Origin of the sequence: Streptomyces sp. NRRL S-37 (genome assembly GCF_000721605.1) — a bacterium.
In the GTDB taxonomy this organism is placed as follows: Bacteria; Actinomycetota; Actinomycetes; order Streptomycetales; family Streptomycetaceae; genus Streptomyces.
Map to the genome: position 1 here is coordinate 38,806 of NZ_JOIZ01000030.1, position 15,532 is coordinate 54,337.

The 15,532-nt window shown below is 74.9% G+C and carries 13 protein-coding genes; 6 read left to right on the top strand and 7 right to left on the bottom strand.

What is annotated here, in order from left to right; translation table 11 throughout:
* Positions 1-36: 36 nt before the first annotated feature.
* Positions 37-372 (bottom strand): YnfA family protein, encoded by a 336-nt coding sequence (locus IH50_RS0133150; RefSeq protein ID WP_030870880.1) that lies wholly within the window; start codon positions 370-372, stop codon positions 37-39.
* 158 nt (positions 373-530) lie between these two features.
* Between IH50_RS0133150 and IH50_RS0133155 the strand changes: the two genes are divergently transcribed.
* The 5 genes from IH50_RS0133155 (at position 531) to IH50_RS0133175 (ending at position 5,848) form a co-directional block, all read left to right on the top strand.
* Positions 531-1,625 (top strand): LLM class flavin-dependent oxidoreductase, encoded by a 1,095-nt coding sequence (locus tag IH50_RS0133155; RefSeq protein ID WP_030870884.1) that lies wholly within the window; start codon positions 531-533, stop codon positions 1,623-1,625.
* Positions 1,622-2,230, top strand: a complete 609-nt coding sequence (locus tag IH50_RS0133160) for a CE1759 family FMN reductase (RefSeq protein ID WP_030870887.1) — start codon at positions 1,622-1,624, stop codon at positions 2,228-2,230. The genes IH50_RS0133155 and IH50_RS0133160 overlap by 4 nt, the downstream gene beginning before the upstream one ends.
* 73 nt (positions 2,231-2,303) lie before the next feature.
* The gene (locus tag IH50_RS0133165) at positions 2,304-3,026 is read left to right on the top strand and encodes a response regulator transcription factor (protein WP_030870890.1); all 723 of its coding nucleotides are present in this window, start codon (positions 2,304-2,306) and stop codon (positions 3,024-3,026) included.
* Positions 3,027-4,457, top strand: a complete 1,431-nt coding sequence (locus IH50_RS0133170; RefSeq protein WP_030870892.1) for a sensor histidine kinase — start codon at positions 3,027-3,029, stop codon at positions 4,455-4,457. It abuts the gene before it with no gap.
* 101 nt (positions 4,458-4,558) lie between these two features.
* Positions 4,559-5,848, top strand: a complete 1,290-nt coding sequence (locus IH50_RS0133175; RefSeq protein ID WP_030870895.1) for an ArgE/DapE family deacylase — start codon at positions 4,559-4,561, stop codon at positions 5,846-5,848.
* A gap of 616 nt (positions 5,849-6,464) precedes the next feature.
* Here the strand turns inward: IH50_RS0133175 and IH50_RS38950 are convergent.
* From IH50_RS38950 to IH50_RS0133195, 4 genes are all read right to left on the bottom strand, one after another.
* Entirely contained in the window at positions 6,465-8,693 is a 2,229-nt protein-coding gene (locus IH50_RS38950; protein ID WP_030870899.1) for a protein kinase domain-containing protein, read from the bottom strand.
* A gap of 7 nt (positions 8,694-8,700) precedes the next feature.
* Positions 8,701-11,157 (bottom strand): PQQ-binding-like beta-propeller repeat protein, encoded by a 2,457-nt coding sequence (locus IH50_RS0133185; protein WP_158801356.1) that lies wholly within the window; start codon positions 11,155-11,157, stop codon positions 8,701-8,703.
* An 87-nt stretch (positions 11,158-11,244) separates the two neighbouring features.
* The gene (locus IH50_RS0133190; RefSeq protein ID WP_051767544.1) at positions 11,245-13,362 is read right to left on the bottom strand and encodes a serine/threonine-protein kinase; all 2,118 of its coding nucleotides are present in this window, start codon (positions 13,360-13,362) and stop codon (positions 11,245-11,247) included.
* Between the two features lie 222 nt (positions 13,363-13,584).
* Positions 13,585-14,040, bottom strand: coding sequence for a MarR family winged helix-turn-helix transcriptional regulator (locus IH50_RS0133195; protein WP_030870907.1), 456 nt, complete (start codon positions 14,038-14,040; stop codon positions 13,585-13,587).
* 77 nt (positions 14,041-14,117) lie between these two features.
* Here IH50_RS0133195 and IH50_RS0133200 point away from each other — a divergent pair, with 77 nt between their 5' ends.
* On the top strand, positions 14,118-14,951 hold the full coding sequence (locus IH50_RS0133200; protein WP_030870909.1) for an alpha/beta fold hydrolase: 834 nt from the start codon (positions 14,118-14,120) through the stop codon (positions 14,949-14,951).
* Between the two features lie 12 nt (positions 14,952-14,963).
* Here IH50_RS0133200 and IH50_RS0133205 read toward each other — a convergent pair whose 3' ends face one another.
* Together IH50_RS0133205 and IH50_RS41800 are read right to left on the bottom strand one after the other, a co-directional pair.
* Entirely contained in the window at positions 14,964-15,170 is a 207-nt protein-coding gene (locus tag IH50_RS0133205) for a hypothetical protein (RefSeq protein ID WP_107062210.1), read from the bottom strand.
* A 95-nt stretch (positions 15,171-15,265) separates the two neighbouring features.
* Entirely contained in the window at positions 15,266-15,433 is a 168-nt protein-coding gene (locus IH50_RS41800) for a hypothetical protein (RefSeq protein WP_158801358.1), read from the bottom strand.
* Positions 15,434-15,532: the final 99 nt, after the last annotated feature.

The following is a 15,532-nucleotide window of genomic DNA, read 5'->3' on the forward strand; positions in this document are numbered from 1 at the left end:
TCCCGGCCAGCATAAGCGGGGGCGGTGGGTGAGGTGTCAGCCGTTGCGCGGGGCCCACATGATCAGGGCCATGCCGGCGAGGCAGACCAGTGCGCCGGTGATGTCCCAGCGGTCGGGGCGGTAGCCGTCGGCGACCGCGCCCCACAGGAGCGAGCCGGCGACGAAGATGCCGCCGTAGGCGGCGAGGACGCGGCCGAAGTGGGCGTCGGGCTGGAAGGTGGCGACGAAGCCGTAGGCGCCGAGGGCGAGGACGCCGCCGGCCGCCCACATCCAGCCGCGGTGCTCGCGTACGCCCTGCCAGACCAGCCAGGCGCCGCCGATCTCCAGGATCGCGGCGAGGACGAACAGGGCGGCGGAGCGGAGGATCGGCATGGGGGAAGCCTCGCATGCGGGGGTCGGGTGAGGGGCGGCGCCCGGTGCGGCTGCTGGCGGTGGTGCCGTGGCTGTGGGGCCGGGGGTGGAATAGGTGGGGGCGGGGGGTCGTTCCAGGGGTATAGTTGAACCGTAAACAACCTGGAGGGTGAGCGGCCATGCAGTTCGGGATCTTCAGCGTCGGGGATGTCACACCGGACCCGACGACGGGGCGTACGCCGACCGAGCGTGAGCGGATCAAGGCCATGGTCGCTATCGCGCTGAAGGCCGAGGAGGTGGGCCTGGACGTCTTCGCGACCGGGGAGCACCACAACCCGCCGTTCGTGCCGTCCTCGCCGACCACCATGCTCGGCTACATCGCGGCCCGCACCGAGCGGCTGGTGCTGTCCACCGCCACCACCCTGATCACCACCAACGACCCGGTGAAGATCGCCGAGGACTTCGCGATGCTCCAGCACCTGGCCGACGGCCGGGTGGACTTGATGATGGGGCGCGGGAACACCGGCCCGGTCTATCCCTGGTTCGGGCAGGACATCCGTCAGGGCATCAACCTCGCGGTCGAGAACTACGCCCTCCTGCACCGGCTGTGGCGTGAGGACGTCGTCGACTGGGAGGGGAAGTTCCGCACCCCGCTGCAGGGCTTCACCTCCACGCCCCGCCCGCTGGACGGCGTGGCGCCGTTCGTCTGGCACGGCTCGATCCGCTCGCCGGAGATCGCCGAGCAGGCCGCGTACTACGGCGACGGCTTCTTCCACAACAACATCTTCTGGCCGGCCGACCACACCAAACGGATGGTCGAGCTGTACCGGGCCCGGTACGCCCACTACGGGCACGGCACCCCGGAGCAGGCGATCGTCGGGCTCGGCGGGCAGGTGTTCATGCGGAGGAACAGCCAGGACGCGGTGCGCGAGTTCCGGCCGTACTTCGACGTCGCGCCGGTCTACGGGCACGGGCCGTCGCTGGAGGAGTTCACCGAGCAGACCCCGCTGACCGTGGGCTCCCCGCAGCAGGTGATCGAGAAGACGCTGTCGTTCCGCGAGTACGCCGGTGACTACCAGCGTCAGCTCTTCCTGATGGACCACGCGGGTCTGCCGCTGAAGACCGTCCTGGAGCAGCTCGACCTGCTGGGCGAGGAGGTCGTGCCGGTGCTGCGGAAGGAGTTCGCCAAGAACCGCCCGGCCGACGTGCCGGACGCGCCCACCCACGGTTCGCTGCTGGCCGCCGCCCGGGGGAAGGAAGGAGCGCGGGCATGAGGCTCGTCGTCGTCTCGGCGGGGCTGGGCGTCCCGTCCTCCACCCGGCTGCTCGGTGACCGGCTGGCCGCCGCGACCGCCGCGCGGGTCCCGGCCGACGTCCAGGTGGTCGAGGTGCGCGACCTCGCCGTGGAGATCGCGCACACCTTCACCAACGGGTTCCCGGGCCGGGCGCTGGCCGCCGCGTTCGAGGCGGTGGCCGGGGCCGACGGGCTGATCGTGGTCACGCCGGTGTTCTCGGCGTCGTACAGCGGGCTGTTCAAGTCGTTCTTCGACGCGCTGGGCGCCGGTGATCCCGAGGCGCTCGCCGGGAAGCCGGTGCTGATCGCGGCGACCGGCGGTACGGCCCGGCACTCGCTGGTCCTCGACCACGCGCTGCGGCCGCTCTTCTCCCACCTCAAGGCCGTCGTCGTCCCGACCGGTGTCTACGCCGCCTCCGAGGACTGGGGTGCCGAGGGCCTGGACGGGCGTATCGAGCGGGCGGCCGGGGAGCTGGTGGCGCTGACGGCCGGGACGGCCGCCGCCCGTCCGCCGTCGCGGCGGGACTCCTTCGAGGAGGTCACCCCGTTCGAGGAGCGGCTGGCGGCGCTGCGGCCCACCGGGTGAGAGCGGAGTAAGAAGCGGGCCCCGGTACCGGCCGCCGGGGCCGCGGGACGGTGGCGGTTGGCAGACTGGACGGGTGCCGCACACCCTTCTGCTCGCCGAAGACGACCGCGCCATCCGCAACGCCCTGGAGCGCGCCCTCACCCTGGAGGGCTACCGGGTCACGGCCGTCGCCGACGGCGTCGAGGCCCTCGCGCAGGCCCACCGCAGCCGGCCCGACGTGCTGGTCCTGGACGTGATGATGCCCGGCATCGACGGGCTCCAGGTGTGCCGGGTACTGCGCGCCGAGGGCGACCGCACGCCGGTGCTGATGCTGACCGCGCTGGTGGAGACCGCGGACCGGATCGCGGGCCTGGACGCGGGCGCCGACGACTACGTCGTCAAGCCGTTCGACGTCGAGGAGGTCTTCGCCCGGCTGCGCGCGCTGCTGCGCCGGGTGCCCCCGGCACCGGCCCCGGTGCCCGAGCCCGTCGCGGAGACGCGGCCGGAACCCGTCGGCCGGTTCGTGGAGGCGGCCGGGCTGCGCATGGACCCGCAGGCGCGCCGGGCCTGGCGGGGCGGGCGGGAACTGGAGCTGACCCGCACCGAGTTCGAGCTGCTGGAGCTGCTGATCCGCCACGCGGGCATCGTCCTGGACCACTCCACCATCTACGACCGCATCTGGGGCTACGACTTCGGCCCCGGTTCCAAGAACCTCGCCGTCTACGTCGGCTATCTGCGCCGCAAGCTCGACGAGCCCGGCGCGCCGCAGCTCATCCACACCGTGCGCGGGGTGGGCTACGTGCTGCGGGAGGGCTGAGTGCCGTACGGGCGGCCGGTCTCGCGCAGGCGGCTGCGGCTGCTGTCGCTGGGGACCACGTTCGCGGTGGCGTTCGCCGCGGTGACCGCCACGGTCACCGTGCTGGTCGGGATCCTGTCGTACAACGCCGCCGCCCGGCTGGTGCGGGTGGACCAGCAGTCCGTGTTCGACGAGGTCGTGCAGGACCTGCGGGACGAGGTCCGGGAGAACCGGATGTCGCCGCACGACTTCTCCTCCGCCGCGCCCGGCCACGACCTGGTGCGGCCCGCGCGGACCGACGTGCAGGTGCTCGGGCCCGACGGCGGTGTCTTCGACCCCGGTGACCCCGGCCTGCCGGTGGTGGACGCCGACCGGCGGGTCGCGGGCGCCGCGACCGCGGGGCGGGTGGTCGTGCACACGGGCGTCGACGTCGGCGACGACGTCTACCGGGTGGCGACCGTCGCGCTGGGCGGTGAGCGGGGCGCGGTGCAGGTGGCGCAGGAGTTCAGCGACACCGAGGACCTGCTGCGGGCCCTTCAGCGGCGCACGCTGATCCTGATGGCGGCGGTGGTGGTCGGGGCGGGGCTGTTCGGCTGGTGGGTGGCCCGGCGGATCACCCGGCGCCTGGTCGTCCTCACCAACACCGCCGAGGCCGTCGCCCGGACGCGGCGGCTCGGCATCCAGGTGCCGGTGGCCGGGTACGACGAGGTGGGGCGGCTCGGCCGTGCCTTCGACCGGATGCTGGGGCGGCTCGCCCAGTCCGAGGAGGACCAGCGGCGGCTGGTCCAGGACGCCGGGCACGAGCTGCGTACGCCGCTCACCTCGCTGCGCACCAACATCTCCCTGCTGCGCCGTATCGACGAGCTGCCGCCCGGCACCCGGGAGGAACTCGTCGCCGACCTCACGCAGGAGGCCCGCGAGCTGACCGACCTCGTCAACGAACTCGTCGACCTCGCGGCCGGGCAGTCCGACACCGAGCCGCCGCAGCGGGTCGACCTCGCGGACGTCGCGGAGGAGGTGGCGGGTCTCGCGCGGCGCCGTACCGGGCGGGAGATCGTGGTCGAGGCGAGCGGTGACACCGCGACCGACGGGCGGCCGGGGATGCTGACGCGGGCGCTGTCCAATCTCGTCGAGAACGCGGTGAAGTTCGACCGGGGCGGTCGTGCTCCCGTGGAGATCCGGGTCGCGGGGCCGGCCCGGGCGGGGGCGGTGCGGGTGGAGGTGCGGGACCGGGGGCCGGGGATCGCCGAGGACGATCTGGTCCGGGTGTTCGACCGGTTCTACCGTGCCGCCGATGCGCGGTCCCTGCCGGGGTCGGGGCTCGGGCTGTCCATCGTGCGGGAGGTGGCGCTCGCGCACGGCGGGGCGCCGTACGCGTTCTCCCGCGAGGGCGGGGGGACGGTGATCGGGTTCACGGTGGGGGGTGTGGCCGGGCGGCCGTCGGACGGGTGAGCGGTGCGGCGGGGCGCGGTAGGCGTAGGCGGGAGGTGTGGCGTGCAGGTATGGGGGCGGGGGACGGTGGAGGGCCGTTTCCCGGTGAGGGGAGGGCGCGCATGCTGACCGATGAGGAGGCCGCCGCGCTGGCGGCCGTCGACGAGGAGGCGTTGGGGCGGACGCTGCTGGAGCTGGTGTCCGTGCCCAGCGTGATCGGGAGCAGCGCCGAGTCGGAGCTTCAGCACCAGCTGGCCGGGCGGCTGGAGTGGCTCGGCATGGAGGTCGACCTGTGGTCGCTGGACCTGCCCGCGCTGCGCGCCGAACCGGATTTCCCGGGGACGGAGGCGCCCCGGGAGGAGGCGTGGGGGCTGGTCGGGACCACCCCCGACGGGGGCGACGGACCCACCCTGATCCTCAACGGCCACGTCGACGTCGTACCGCCGGGCGATCCCGCCGCGTGGGACGGTGACCCGTTCGTGCCCCGGGTGACCGGGGACCTCGTGCACGGGCGCGGGGCCTGCGACATGAAGGCCGGGCTCGCGGCGCACCTCGCCGCGCTCGCGGCGATACGTTCCGCCGGGATACGGCTGCGCGGCCGGGTCGCCGCGCACTTCGTCGTCGGCGAGGAGGACGGCGGCCTCGGCGCCTACGCCACCCTGCGGCGCGGTCACCGCGGCGACGCCTGCGTCATCGCCGAACCGACCGCCGGCACGCTGATCACCGCCAACGCGGGCGCGCTGACGTTCCGCATCGCCGTGCCCGGCAGGGCGGCGCACGGCAGTTCACGGGAGCAGGGAGTCAGTGCCGTCGACGCCTACCTTCCCCTGCACCGGGCGCTGGCCGCGCTGGAGACCGGACGGAACCGGGACCCGGACCCGCTGCTCGCCGAGTACCCGATCCCGTACGGCCTGTCGGTGGGCACCGTGCGTGCCGGGGACTGGGCGAGCAGCGTGCCCGGCCTGCTGGTCGCCGAGGGGCGGTTCGGCGTACGCCTCGGTGAGGAACCGACGGACGCGCGCGCCGAGTTCGAACGGTGCGTGGCCGAGGCGTGCGCCGCCGACCCCTGGCTGCGGGACCATCCGGCCGTGGTGAGCTGGCCGGGCGGGCAGTTCGCGAGCGGCCGGCTGCCCGAGGGCCACGTCCTCGCGGACGTGACCGGTTCCGCGTACGCCGACGCGACGGGCCGCCCCCGGCCCAGGCGGCGCGGCGCCACCTACGGCAGCGACCTGCGGCACTACACCGGCGCCGGGATACCGACGCTGCAGTACGGCCCCGGGGACATCACGGTGGCCCACAGCGACCGCGAACACGTGTCCCTCCGGGAGACGGTGGAGGCGGCCCGGACCCTGGTGCTGACGGTGCTGCGGACCGTCGGGACGAAGCGAGCCGACATGCCTGCCGGTCCGTAGGGAAGGGGATGTCCGCTCGGGCGGCGGGGGAGTGGTGTGTCTGCTGGAGAACCGTGAGCACTTCGGCCCGTGTTGCTCATATGCCGCTCGGATGAGCTTCTGGTGGACACTCGGCTGCCACATGCTCACGGTTGCACAGGTCGCCAGCCGGGACACCCGACTCCCCCCGTGTCATGAAGGTGGGTCTCGGCGCCATTCCGGTTGTCCGGCCGGGGAGAACTCGCCGGCATGTTCACCTGCCCGGCCGTCCCGCCGCCGGACCGGGAGCCGGTCTTCACCCTCGAACGCCCTCGGCCGGGAGTACGCCTTCCTCCTCCTCGCGCCCGGTGCTCTCGCCATGCGCGCCTTCGGCAAGGTGCCCCCTCCCGGCACGGGACGAGGGCGGGCCCCGAAAGCCCCGCCCGATCCGTGAGAACCCCGGCGCGGAGCCACTCCGGGCAGCAAGCCCGACGCCCCGACTCGTGCAGCCGGTGCGAGAAGTCCCGCCACGCGTGCGGCGACGGGCGGCGAGGGGACGTCGACCCGGGGTTTCCCGTCGGCCGCCCCGGGAGGCGTACCCCGTGCGGCCGGATGCGGGCGACGTCCCCGGCGGCCGTGACCGTGGACGTGCCGCCGTTCACTCCCGCAGGGGCAGTGCCGTGAGTTCGCCCGCCCGGAGGACGTGGACGTGGCCGGACGTCGTCGTGAGGGAGGGGGAGGCCGTGTCGCGCGCGGGGCCGGAGAAGGTCCACGCGGCCTTGTGGTCCCGCAGGTCCACCGCGTACAGCAGCCGGCGCTCGTCGAAGGGGGCCAGCAGGGCCAGTCCGCCGTGCAGCAGGGGCGGGCCGGGCCACAGCCGCAGCGGGGCGCGGTGGTCCCAGCGGAACTCACCGGTCGCGGCGTCCAGCGCGATCAGCCGCCAGGCGGCCTGCTCGGCCGTGCCCTGGGTGTCCTCGGGCGCCGCCACGACGTACACCGTGCCGTCCTGGACGGCCGGCGCGCCGTAGACCGGGCCGCCGGGCCAGGTGCTGGGCTCCTCGGCCCCCCAGCGCCACAGCGTCTCGCCGCTGCGCGCGTCGAGTGCCAGCACCTCGCCCTGGCTGACGTGGATCCGTCCGTCCCGTACCGCGGCCGCGCTCGGCGCCGGCAGGTCGCTCTCCTCGTCCACGTCGTACCGGGCCGGGTCGACCAGCCGCTCCTCGTACAGCGTCCGGCCGGTGTCGGCGGCGCGGACGACCAGTCCGAGCCGGGTGACGCAGACCAGCCGCCCGCCCTCGGTGACGGCGCTCAGAGGTTCGGCCCCCACCCCCTTCCCCGGCAGTGCCTCGCGCCAGCGCTCCGCGCCGCTGACCAGGTCGTACGCGCTCAGGAACGGCCGCGCGGGCTCCCCGCCCGGGCCGGGCAGTCGGGCCAGGACGTAGACCGTCCGCCGGTCGGCCGTCAGCAGGAACGTCGGTTCGAGGGCGGGGGTGCCCAGGGAGTCGTGCAGCGGGCTCGTGCGGCCCGTCTCCGGGTCGAGCCGGAGGAGCGCGGGGCGGACCGGGGACGATCCCGCCGGGCTGCCGTCCTCGTCGAGGACGGCGAGCAGTCCGCCGTCCGTGTCCAGGACGTCCCGCAGCGGGTCCCGCGTCCACTTCTTCCGCCCGGTGGCGGCGTCCACGGCGGTGTAGCGGGGCCGGAGCGCGTCCCTGACCAGGACGACACCGCCCGCCGCCACGGGCCGGACCTTGTGGTCGAAGGACCCCGTGAACGTCCAGGCGGCCTCGGGCGGGCCCGACCCGGCGTCCGCCGCGGTCCGCTCGCCGTTCCCGGGGCCCTGCCGCCCCCGCCGGGTGTACGCGACGGCGCCCGCCGTCAGGGCGCCGGCCGCGAGGAGCCCTCCGCCCAGCGCGAACAGGGCCCGGCGCCGTGGCGCCGGCGGCGCGCCGGTCTCCGTACGCGCGCCGGGGTCCGGAGCGGGTGCCGGTGCGCGTACGGGGTGCGGATCCCACAGGCGCGTGGTGCGGGCGGCGAGGTCGGCGAGGACCGCCTCCGGCAGCGACTCCGCGAACGTGCCCCCGCCCGCCCCGAGTTCCGAGGAGAGCAGGGCCGGCGCCGGGCGGTCGGCGGCCTCCTTGCGCAGGCAGGACGCGATGACCGTCCGCAGGCCGTCGGGGACGTGGGTCAGGTCCGGCTCCCCGTACCGGACGCGGTACAGGATGTCCGCCGCGCTGTCCCCCGGGAACGGCGGGTGTCCGGTCGCGGCGAAGAGCAGCACACCGCCGAGGGCGAAGACGTCGCCCTCGGGGCCGTGGTCGTGCCCCGTCGCCTGCTCCGGTGACATGTAGGCCGGGGTGCCCACGACCTGTCCGGTCGCGGTGAGCCGCTGGGCGCCGAGCGCGCGGGCGATGCCGAAGTCGATGATCCTCGGTCCGGCCGCGGTGAGCAGGATGTTGGACGGCTTGAGATCGCGGTGCACGATGCCCGTACGGTGGATCTCGTCGAGCGCGTCCGCGAGGCGGGCGCCCACGGCCCGCACGGTGTGTTCGGGCAGCGGTCCCGCCAGGCCCACCGCCTCGTCGAGCGCGGGTCCGAGCAGGTACTCGGTGGCCAGCCAGGGCACGGCCCCGTCGGGATCGCAGTCGACCACGGCCGCGCCGTGCCGGGCGCCGATCGCGCGGGCCGCCTCCGCCTCCAGACGGAACCGGACGCGGAACTCGGGTTCGGCGGCGAACCGCGGGTGCACCGTCTTGAGCGCGACGGTGCGCCCGCCGGGCGTACGGGCCAGGAAGACCGTCCCCATGCCGCCGCTGCCCAGCCTGCCGATCAGCCGGTAGCGGCCCAGGCGGTCGGGGTCGTCGTGGGCGAGGGGCCGCACAGTGCTCATACGGCGCTCACTCCACCGGGACGCCGTAGAAGGACATGCCGTACCGGACCACGCAGATCCCCTCGACGGTCAGCAGCTCGTACGGGTCGAGGCCGCCGGAGTCCTGCTCGCCCACGGCCTGGAACTTCCACAGCCGTTCACCGCTCGCCGCGGCGAACGCGGTGACCTGGACGGCGTCGAGGGAGAGCGCGGTGGCGCCGGACGCGCTGACGGCCACGGAGGAGGGTGCGCCGCTCCCGGCCAGGAAGCCGGTCCCGCGGCTCCACCGCTGCCGTCCGTCGGCCGGGTCGAGGGCGTACACGGTCGGGTCGTTGTCCGCGACGTACAGGGTGTCCCCGGTGAGGAGCGGCTCCCCGAACCTGCTGTCCGGGTACGGATGGCGCTTGCGCCAGAGCTCCCGGCCGGTACGCAGCTCGTACGCCCGCAGCTCGTTGTCCTGCGCGGCGTACAGCGTTCCCGTGCCGGACAGGGCGCACGAGGCGCTGATGGTCAGATCATCGATGGTTCTCGCCCACGCCTCCTTGCCCGAGGCGCGGTCCAGTGCGAAGAACTCCTGCAGTCCCTCGGGCTGCTTCTTCCGTGCCTTCTCGTCCTTGGGCCGGGGCGCGTCCCGCGACGACACCAGGAGGCCGCGGTGGGGGACGGCCCAGGCGACGTACTCGTTCTCCGCGAGGGGTTTTCGCCACAGCGGTTCGCGCCGTACGACGTCGTATGCGAAAAGGGTGAGGGTCTTCCCGTCGGTGCCGTCGGTCTTCGTGCCGGTGCCGGCCGTCTTCTCGACGTTGCCCTTGAACCAGACCACCGCACCGTCCCGGGCCACCAGTTCGGGGCCGGCCATGTCCTCGCCGGTTTCGAGGATCTGCTCGTAGGGGACCTTGTGCCGGCGGGCGCCGTCCTTCACGGAGCGCCACAGCAGCCCCTGGACGCCCAGCGTCACGAGGAGTTCGTCGTCGACCCGCACGGGGTGGGAAGGGAGGTCCATCGGTTCCCTGCGCCGCCACAGTTCCCTGCCGGTACGGACGTTCAGGGCGACGAGGGAGTCACCCGGCAGCAGCAGCACGTCGCCGTGGAGGGCGGGGCTGCCGTGGAGCAGCGTGCCCGGCATGTCGTGCGCCCACAGCGCCGCCGGGGGCACTCCGGGGACGGGTTTGCGCGGCTTCCGCGCGGCCGGTTTCCCCGCCGCGGCGGGGCTCGGGCGGTCGTCGGTCGCCCACGCCGTGACGCCGCCGCCGAGCGCCAGCCCCGCCGCGCCGGACAGCGCCCCGGTCAGCAGGGTCCTGCGGTCCAGGCGTACGGCACGGCGCGCGGGGGACCGGTCCGGCGGGGTGTCCTGCCCGGCCGCCGGGCCGGCTTCGGGTGCCGGGCTCGCGTCCGGCACGGTCGGTGTGGCCGGGACGGCCGGCACGGCTCCCTTCCGGTCGTCCCGGTCCTCCCGCGCCTCCAGCCCGAGCACGGCCGACGCCTGCTCCGCCAGGGCGGCGGTCAGCCGGGCCGGCAGCGGGCCCGCTTCCACCGCCGCCGCCGCGCCGGAGGGAGCGAGGACGGCCGCGAGCACGGACGGCTCCGGCCGCCGCGCCGGGTCCTTGGCCAGGCACCGGGCGAGCACCGGACGCAGCCCCTCGGGGACGGAGGCGAGAGCGGGCTCCCGGTGCGCGATGCGTTCGGAGGCCCGGTGGCGTGCGGCGCTCGGGGAGACGTCCCCGGCGGCGGGACGCGCATCGGCGGGGTCCGCGCCCGCGGGATCCGGGCCCGCGGTGTCCGGGCCCGCGGTGTCCGGGCCCGCGGTGTCCGCGCCGAGAGGGCCCGCGCCCGCGGTGTCCACGTCGAAGGGGTTCGTGCCCGTGGCCGCGTACGCCAGCAGGGTGCCCAGGACGAAGACGTCGGCGGGCGGCCCCGGCCGGTGGCCGGCGACCTGCTCCGGTGTCAGGTAGCCGAGCGTCACGGACAGTCCGCCTCCCGGCCCCTCCGCCGCCGCCGTGGCCGCGCCCAGCGGGCCGAACGCGCTGATCCGGGGACCGTCGGCGGCCAGCAGCACCACCTCGGGACCGAGCCCCTGGAACGCCCCGCCGGCCGCCGCGCGAATGCGTTCGAGCGTCTCGGCGAGGGCCGCGCCCACGGCCCGTACGACCGGTTCGGGCAGCGGCCCCGCCAGGGCCACGGCCTCGGCGAGCGAGAGGGAGGGGACGAACGGTGAGGCGAACCAGGGCACCGGGTCGTCCGGCGCGGAGGCGAGCACGGGCTGCGCCCACGGCCCCGCCAGCCGTGCCGCCGTCGCGAGCTCCTGGCGGAAGCGGCGGCGGAAGACGGGGACCGCCGCCAGCCGTGGCTCCGCCGCGGTGACGGTGACGGTGCGTCCGTCGTCCCCGCGCGCCAGGTAGCCGCGGGTGGTGCCCGCCTCCCGCAGCACCGCGAGTGTCCGGTACGGGCCGAACTGCCGTGGGTCCGCCCCGTTCAGATCCCTCACGGTCCCCAACCCCCCTCTGTTGCAAGGACGGTGGGAAATCCTAGGACACCACGACGGCAGGTGGCGGCCCGCGCCGTCACAACCGGGTCACAGCGGAGGCAGGGCGAACAGCCGCTCCCCGCACTGCAGGACCGGTATGCCGCGCACCACCGTCACCAGCCACGCGTCCGCCGGATCGCCCGGCGGGACGAAACGGTACTGCTCCTCCATCGTGCTGATCCGTACGGTGAGGACACCGGCCGCCGGATCGGCCGGCGTCAGGTGGACGCCGTCGCCCGCGACGACGGGAGCGGCGCCGGCACGCGGCCCCGGCCGGCTGCCGAACGGGTCCCACTCCCCGCTCATGTCGAACTCCGTGCCGGAGGCGGGATCCCGGCGCGCCACCCTGCGCAGGACGTCGCCGTCCGTCACGTACAGGTGGTCGCCGTGCACCGTGGGCGGCCCGAAACCGGCGGAGCCCTCGGCGGAGTCCTGGCTCGGCAGTTCCCACAGCGGTGTGCCGTCCGCCGACCGCAGGGCGCGCAGCCGCGTGCCGCCCAGGTGAACGGCGCCGTCGCCCGCGGCAGGCCGCAGCGCGGCGCCGGCGCCGGTCTCCTGCCGCCAGGCCTCCGCGCCGTCCCGGGTGCGCAGCGCGTGCACCACGCCGTCGTCCCCGGCGAGCAGGAGCAGTCCGTGCGCGACGGTGGCCCGCGCGGACGCACCGGTGCCGGAGGGCGCCGTCCGCCGCCAGCGCCGGGTGCCGTCCCCGGTGCGCACGGCCGTGATCCCGCCGGAGCCGTCGAGCGCGTACACGGTGTCGCCGTCGGCGGCCAGGAGTGCGCGCAGTCCGCCGGAGCCGCGCCAGCGTACGGTTCCGGTGTCCGGTGCGAGGGCGACCGGCGCACCGTCTCCGTCGAGGGCGAGGGCGAGGGGCTGTTCGGCGGTCACCACGGCGCGGATGTCCTCCGTCCGCCAGCGTTCCTTCCCGGTACGGGCGTCGAGCGCCACCACGCCGTCGCCGGGGAGCGCGGCCAGCAGCAGTGCTCCCGCCGCGGCCGGCGCGAACGGCGGCTCGGGCGCGAGGCCGGAGACCTCCCACAGGGGATCCGGCTGGGTGCCGGGGGCGCCCGTCCAGCGCGGTACGGGAGCCGCGTCCGGGTCGCTCCGGGCGTCGTCGTCGGCGTACCACCGCCAGGCCGCGGTGCCCGCGCCGGCGAGCAGCAGCGACCCGCCGGCCGCGGCGAGCACCGAGCGCCGGCGGAGCGGCCGCCGGCCGCCCGGGCGTCCCGCGGGGACCGGGTGCCCGGCCAGTTCGGCGGCGCGGCGCTCGCGGGCGGCGATGTCCAGCAGGACGCCCGGCGGCAGCCAGTCCGCCGGAACCGGGACGCGGGCGGCCGCCCGCCCGGGGAACGCACGGCCGCCGTCCCCGCTCCACAGCTCCTGAAGCTCCGCCGCCGTCGGCCGCAGCGCGGGATCCTTGGCCAGGCACCGGGCGAGCACCTGGCGCAGCCCGTCCGGTACGGAGGTGAGGTCGGGCTCCTCGTGGGCGATGGCGAAGTCCACCAGCGCGGCGTGGGCGCCGAACGCGTGGTGTCCGGTGCTCGCGAAGGCGAGCAGCGCTCCCAGGACGAAGATGTCGCTCGGGGGACCGAGTTCACCGCCGAGGACCTGTTCCGGTGACATGTAGCCCGCGGAACCCGGCCGTTGTGCGGTCAGGGTGAGGGCCGTCGCGTCCGGCAGGCGCGCGATGCCGAAGTCCACGACGCGCACACCGTTGGCGGTCAGCAGCACGTTGGACGGTTTCAGATCCCGGTGCACGACTTCGGCCGCGTGCAGTGCCCGCAGCGCGTGCGCGAGCAGGGCGCCCAGCACCCGGACCGTCTCCGGCGGCAGGGGTCCCCGGTCGGTGACGGTGCGCTCCAGCGTGGGCCCGGGAACGAACTCCCCGGCGAACCACGGCACATGGCCGTCGAGGTCGGCGTCGTACACCCGCGCCACGCACGGATTCCGTACGGCGCCGGCCGCGCGTATCTCGCGCCTGAAGCGTGCCAGGAAGTGCGGGTCGCCCGCGTTCTCGGACCGCAGGGTCTTCACCGCGGCCAGCCGCCGTCCCGCCTGCCCCAGGTAGACGGTCCCCATGCCGCCGGCCCCGAGCACCCCCAGCAGCCTCCACGGCCCGAGCCGTTCCGGATCGCCGGTCCCCAGCGGCCGCACCAGTTCCGTCACGGCGCCGATCGTAGGGGGTCGGGGCCGGGTGCGGTGGTGCCGTCACCGGGTTCGCCGTTCGGGTGGGCGAGGTCGCCGGAGCGCGGGGCGACCAGGTGGCCGTAGGCGCCGAGGCAGGGCTCCAGGTCGGTGACCGGTCGGCCGTCGCGGCTGACGTCCAGGATCAGCTCGGAGGCCTTGCCGGGCCCGCCCTCCCTCCCGCTTCGGCGTGCCGCGGACCCGTCAGGCCGAACGCGCCCGCCTGGTGGCCTCCAGTACCGAGGCCAGAAAGCGGCGTACCGTCTCCAACTCGCCCTCCTCGAAGCCTTCCGCGGCCGTCACCACCTCGCCGATCACCGTCCCGAAGAAGGCCCACCCGAGTCGTGTGGCCTCCTCCTCCACCTCCAGCAGCACCCGTCGCCGGTCGGCCGTGTCCCTGCTGCGCCGGACCCACCCGAGCCGCTCCAGCCGGTCCACCAGGGCGGTGGTCCCGGACGAGTTCAGGCGCAGTTGCTCGCCGAGCCACCCGGGTGTGGCACGGGTACCGGCCCGTGCCGCGTCCAGCAGGTGGATCAGCGCGCGCACATCGGTGGGATGCAGCCCGTGGCGCGCGGCGAACTCGGCGCCGAGCAGGTCGAATTCCATGGTCACCGCGCGCAGCGAGTGAACCAGCCCCATCACCGGGCTCTGATCGTCCATGCACACTCCTCGGCCCCTTGCATATTCTCTCGCTGAACGAGATTATCGCTGAGCGAGATTATCGCTGTGCGAGAGGAATGTCCGTGTCCCCGTCGGCTTTCGACCGTGCCTACGACGAACTCCGCGCCCGCTGGCCCGACTCCACCGAGGAGCGTGACGTCGCCACGCCGTACGGGCGCACCCGGGTCCATGTGTACGGCCCGGCGGACGGCAGCCCGCTCGTGCTGCTGCCCGGCGGCTCCGCCACCGGCCTGGTCTGGTTCGCCAACGCACCGGCCCTCGGCGGGCGGTACCGGGTCCACGCGGTCGACCTGCTGGGCGACGCCGGCCGCACCGAACGCCGGGGCGCACCGCTGAGGAACGCCGACGACCTGACCGCCTGGCTGGACGCACTGCTGAACGGGCTCGGGCTCACCCGCACCCACCTGTGCGGCCACTCCTACGGCGCCTGGCTGGCCGTCAGGTACGCCCTGCACGCACCACAGCGGGTCGACCGCCTCGCCCTCGTCGATCCCACCCAGGTCTTCGCCGGATTCCGCCCCGGCTACCTGCTGCGCGCGCTGCCCACCCTGATCCGCCCGAGCCAGGCCCGTACCCGCGCCTTCCTCGCCTGGGAGACGGCGGACACCCACCCCGACGAGACCTGGCAGCGCCTCTACGCGCTGGCCACCACCGTCCCCGGCCGCAAACTCATCGCCGGCACCCGCCCCCGGGCCGCCGGTCTCCGCATGCCGGTACTGGTCCTGCTCGCCGGGCGCGGACGCGCCCACGACGCCGCCAAGGTCGCCGACAGGGCCCGCCGGACCCTCCCGCGGGGCGAGGTGGCGCTGCTCCCCGGAGCCACCCACCACTCCCTGCCGCTCACCGAGCCGAAGGAGCTGAACGACCGGCTGAGGGATTTCCTGGGCTGACGGCGCCGGACGTCACCTGTTGCCCGTCCTGATCCAGGGCCAGAAGACGAAGCAGGTCACGACGGGCGCGACGAGCACGGTCAGCATCCACAGGCCCACGCTCGCCGGTGAGTAGACGTAGTACTGCCACCGCTCCGGCAGGAGCGAGGGCGCGAGCAGGAGCAGGACCAGCACGGTCCAGGTGGCCAGCACCACCGCCGCCATACGTCCCGCCACCATCGTTTCCGGCCTCCTCGACGACCGCTCGTGTCCCGGAGAGGGAGGATAAGGCGGCCGGTACGGTCCTCCGCGGCCGGGTGTCGCCGGCCGGGCGGTCACCGGCGGTCGTGCCGCCCCGGCGACGGCTCCAGGGAGGAGGGGGGCTCCTCGGAAGGGTCGTCCCGGTCGAGCGTGCCCCAGCGCCCGGGCTGTTCGGTGATGATGCGGCAGGCGTCCGTGATCACCTGGTCGGCGATCCAGCCGAGAGGTTCGATCTCCGTCACCAGGGGTAGTTAACTGTTCGCCTTCAAGGTTGTTTGACTGAGCGTAACTTCGATTGGGTGAGCATCGTTGTGAGGGTGTGAAGCTGACAGAGTGGGCGA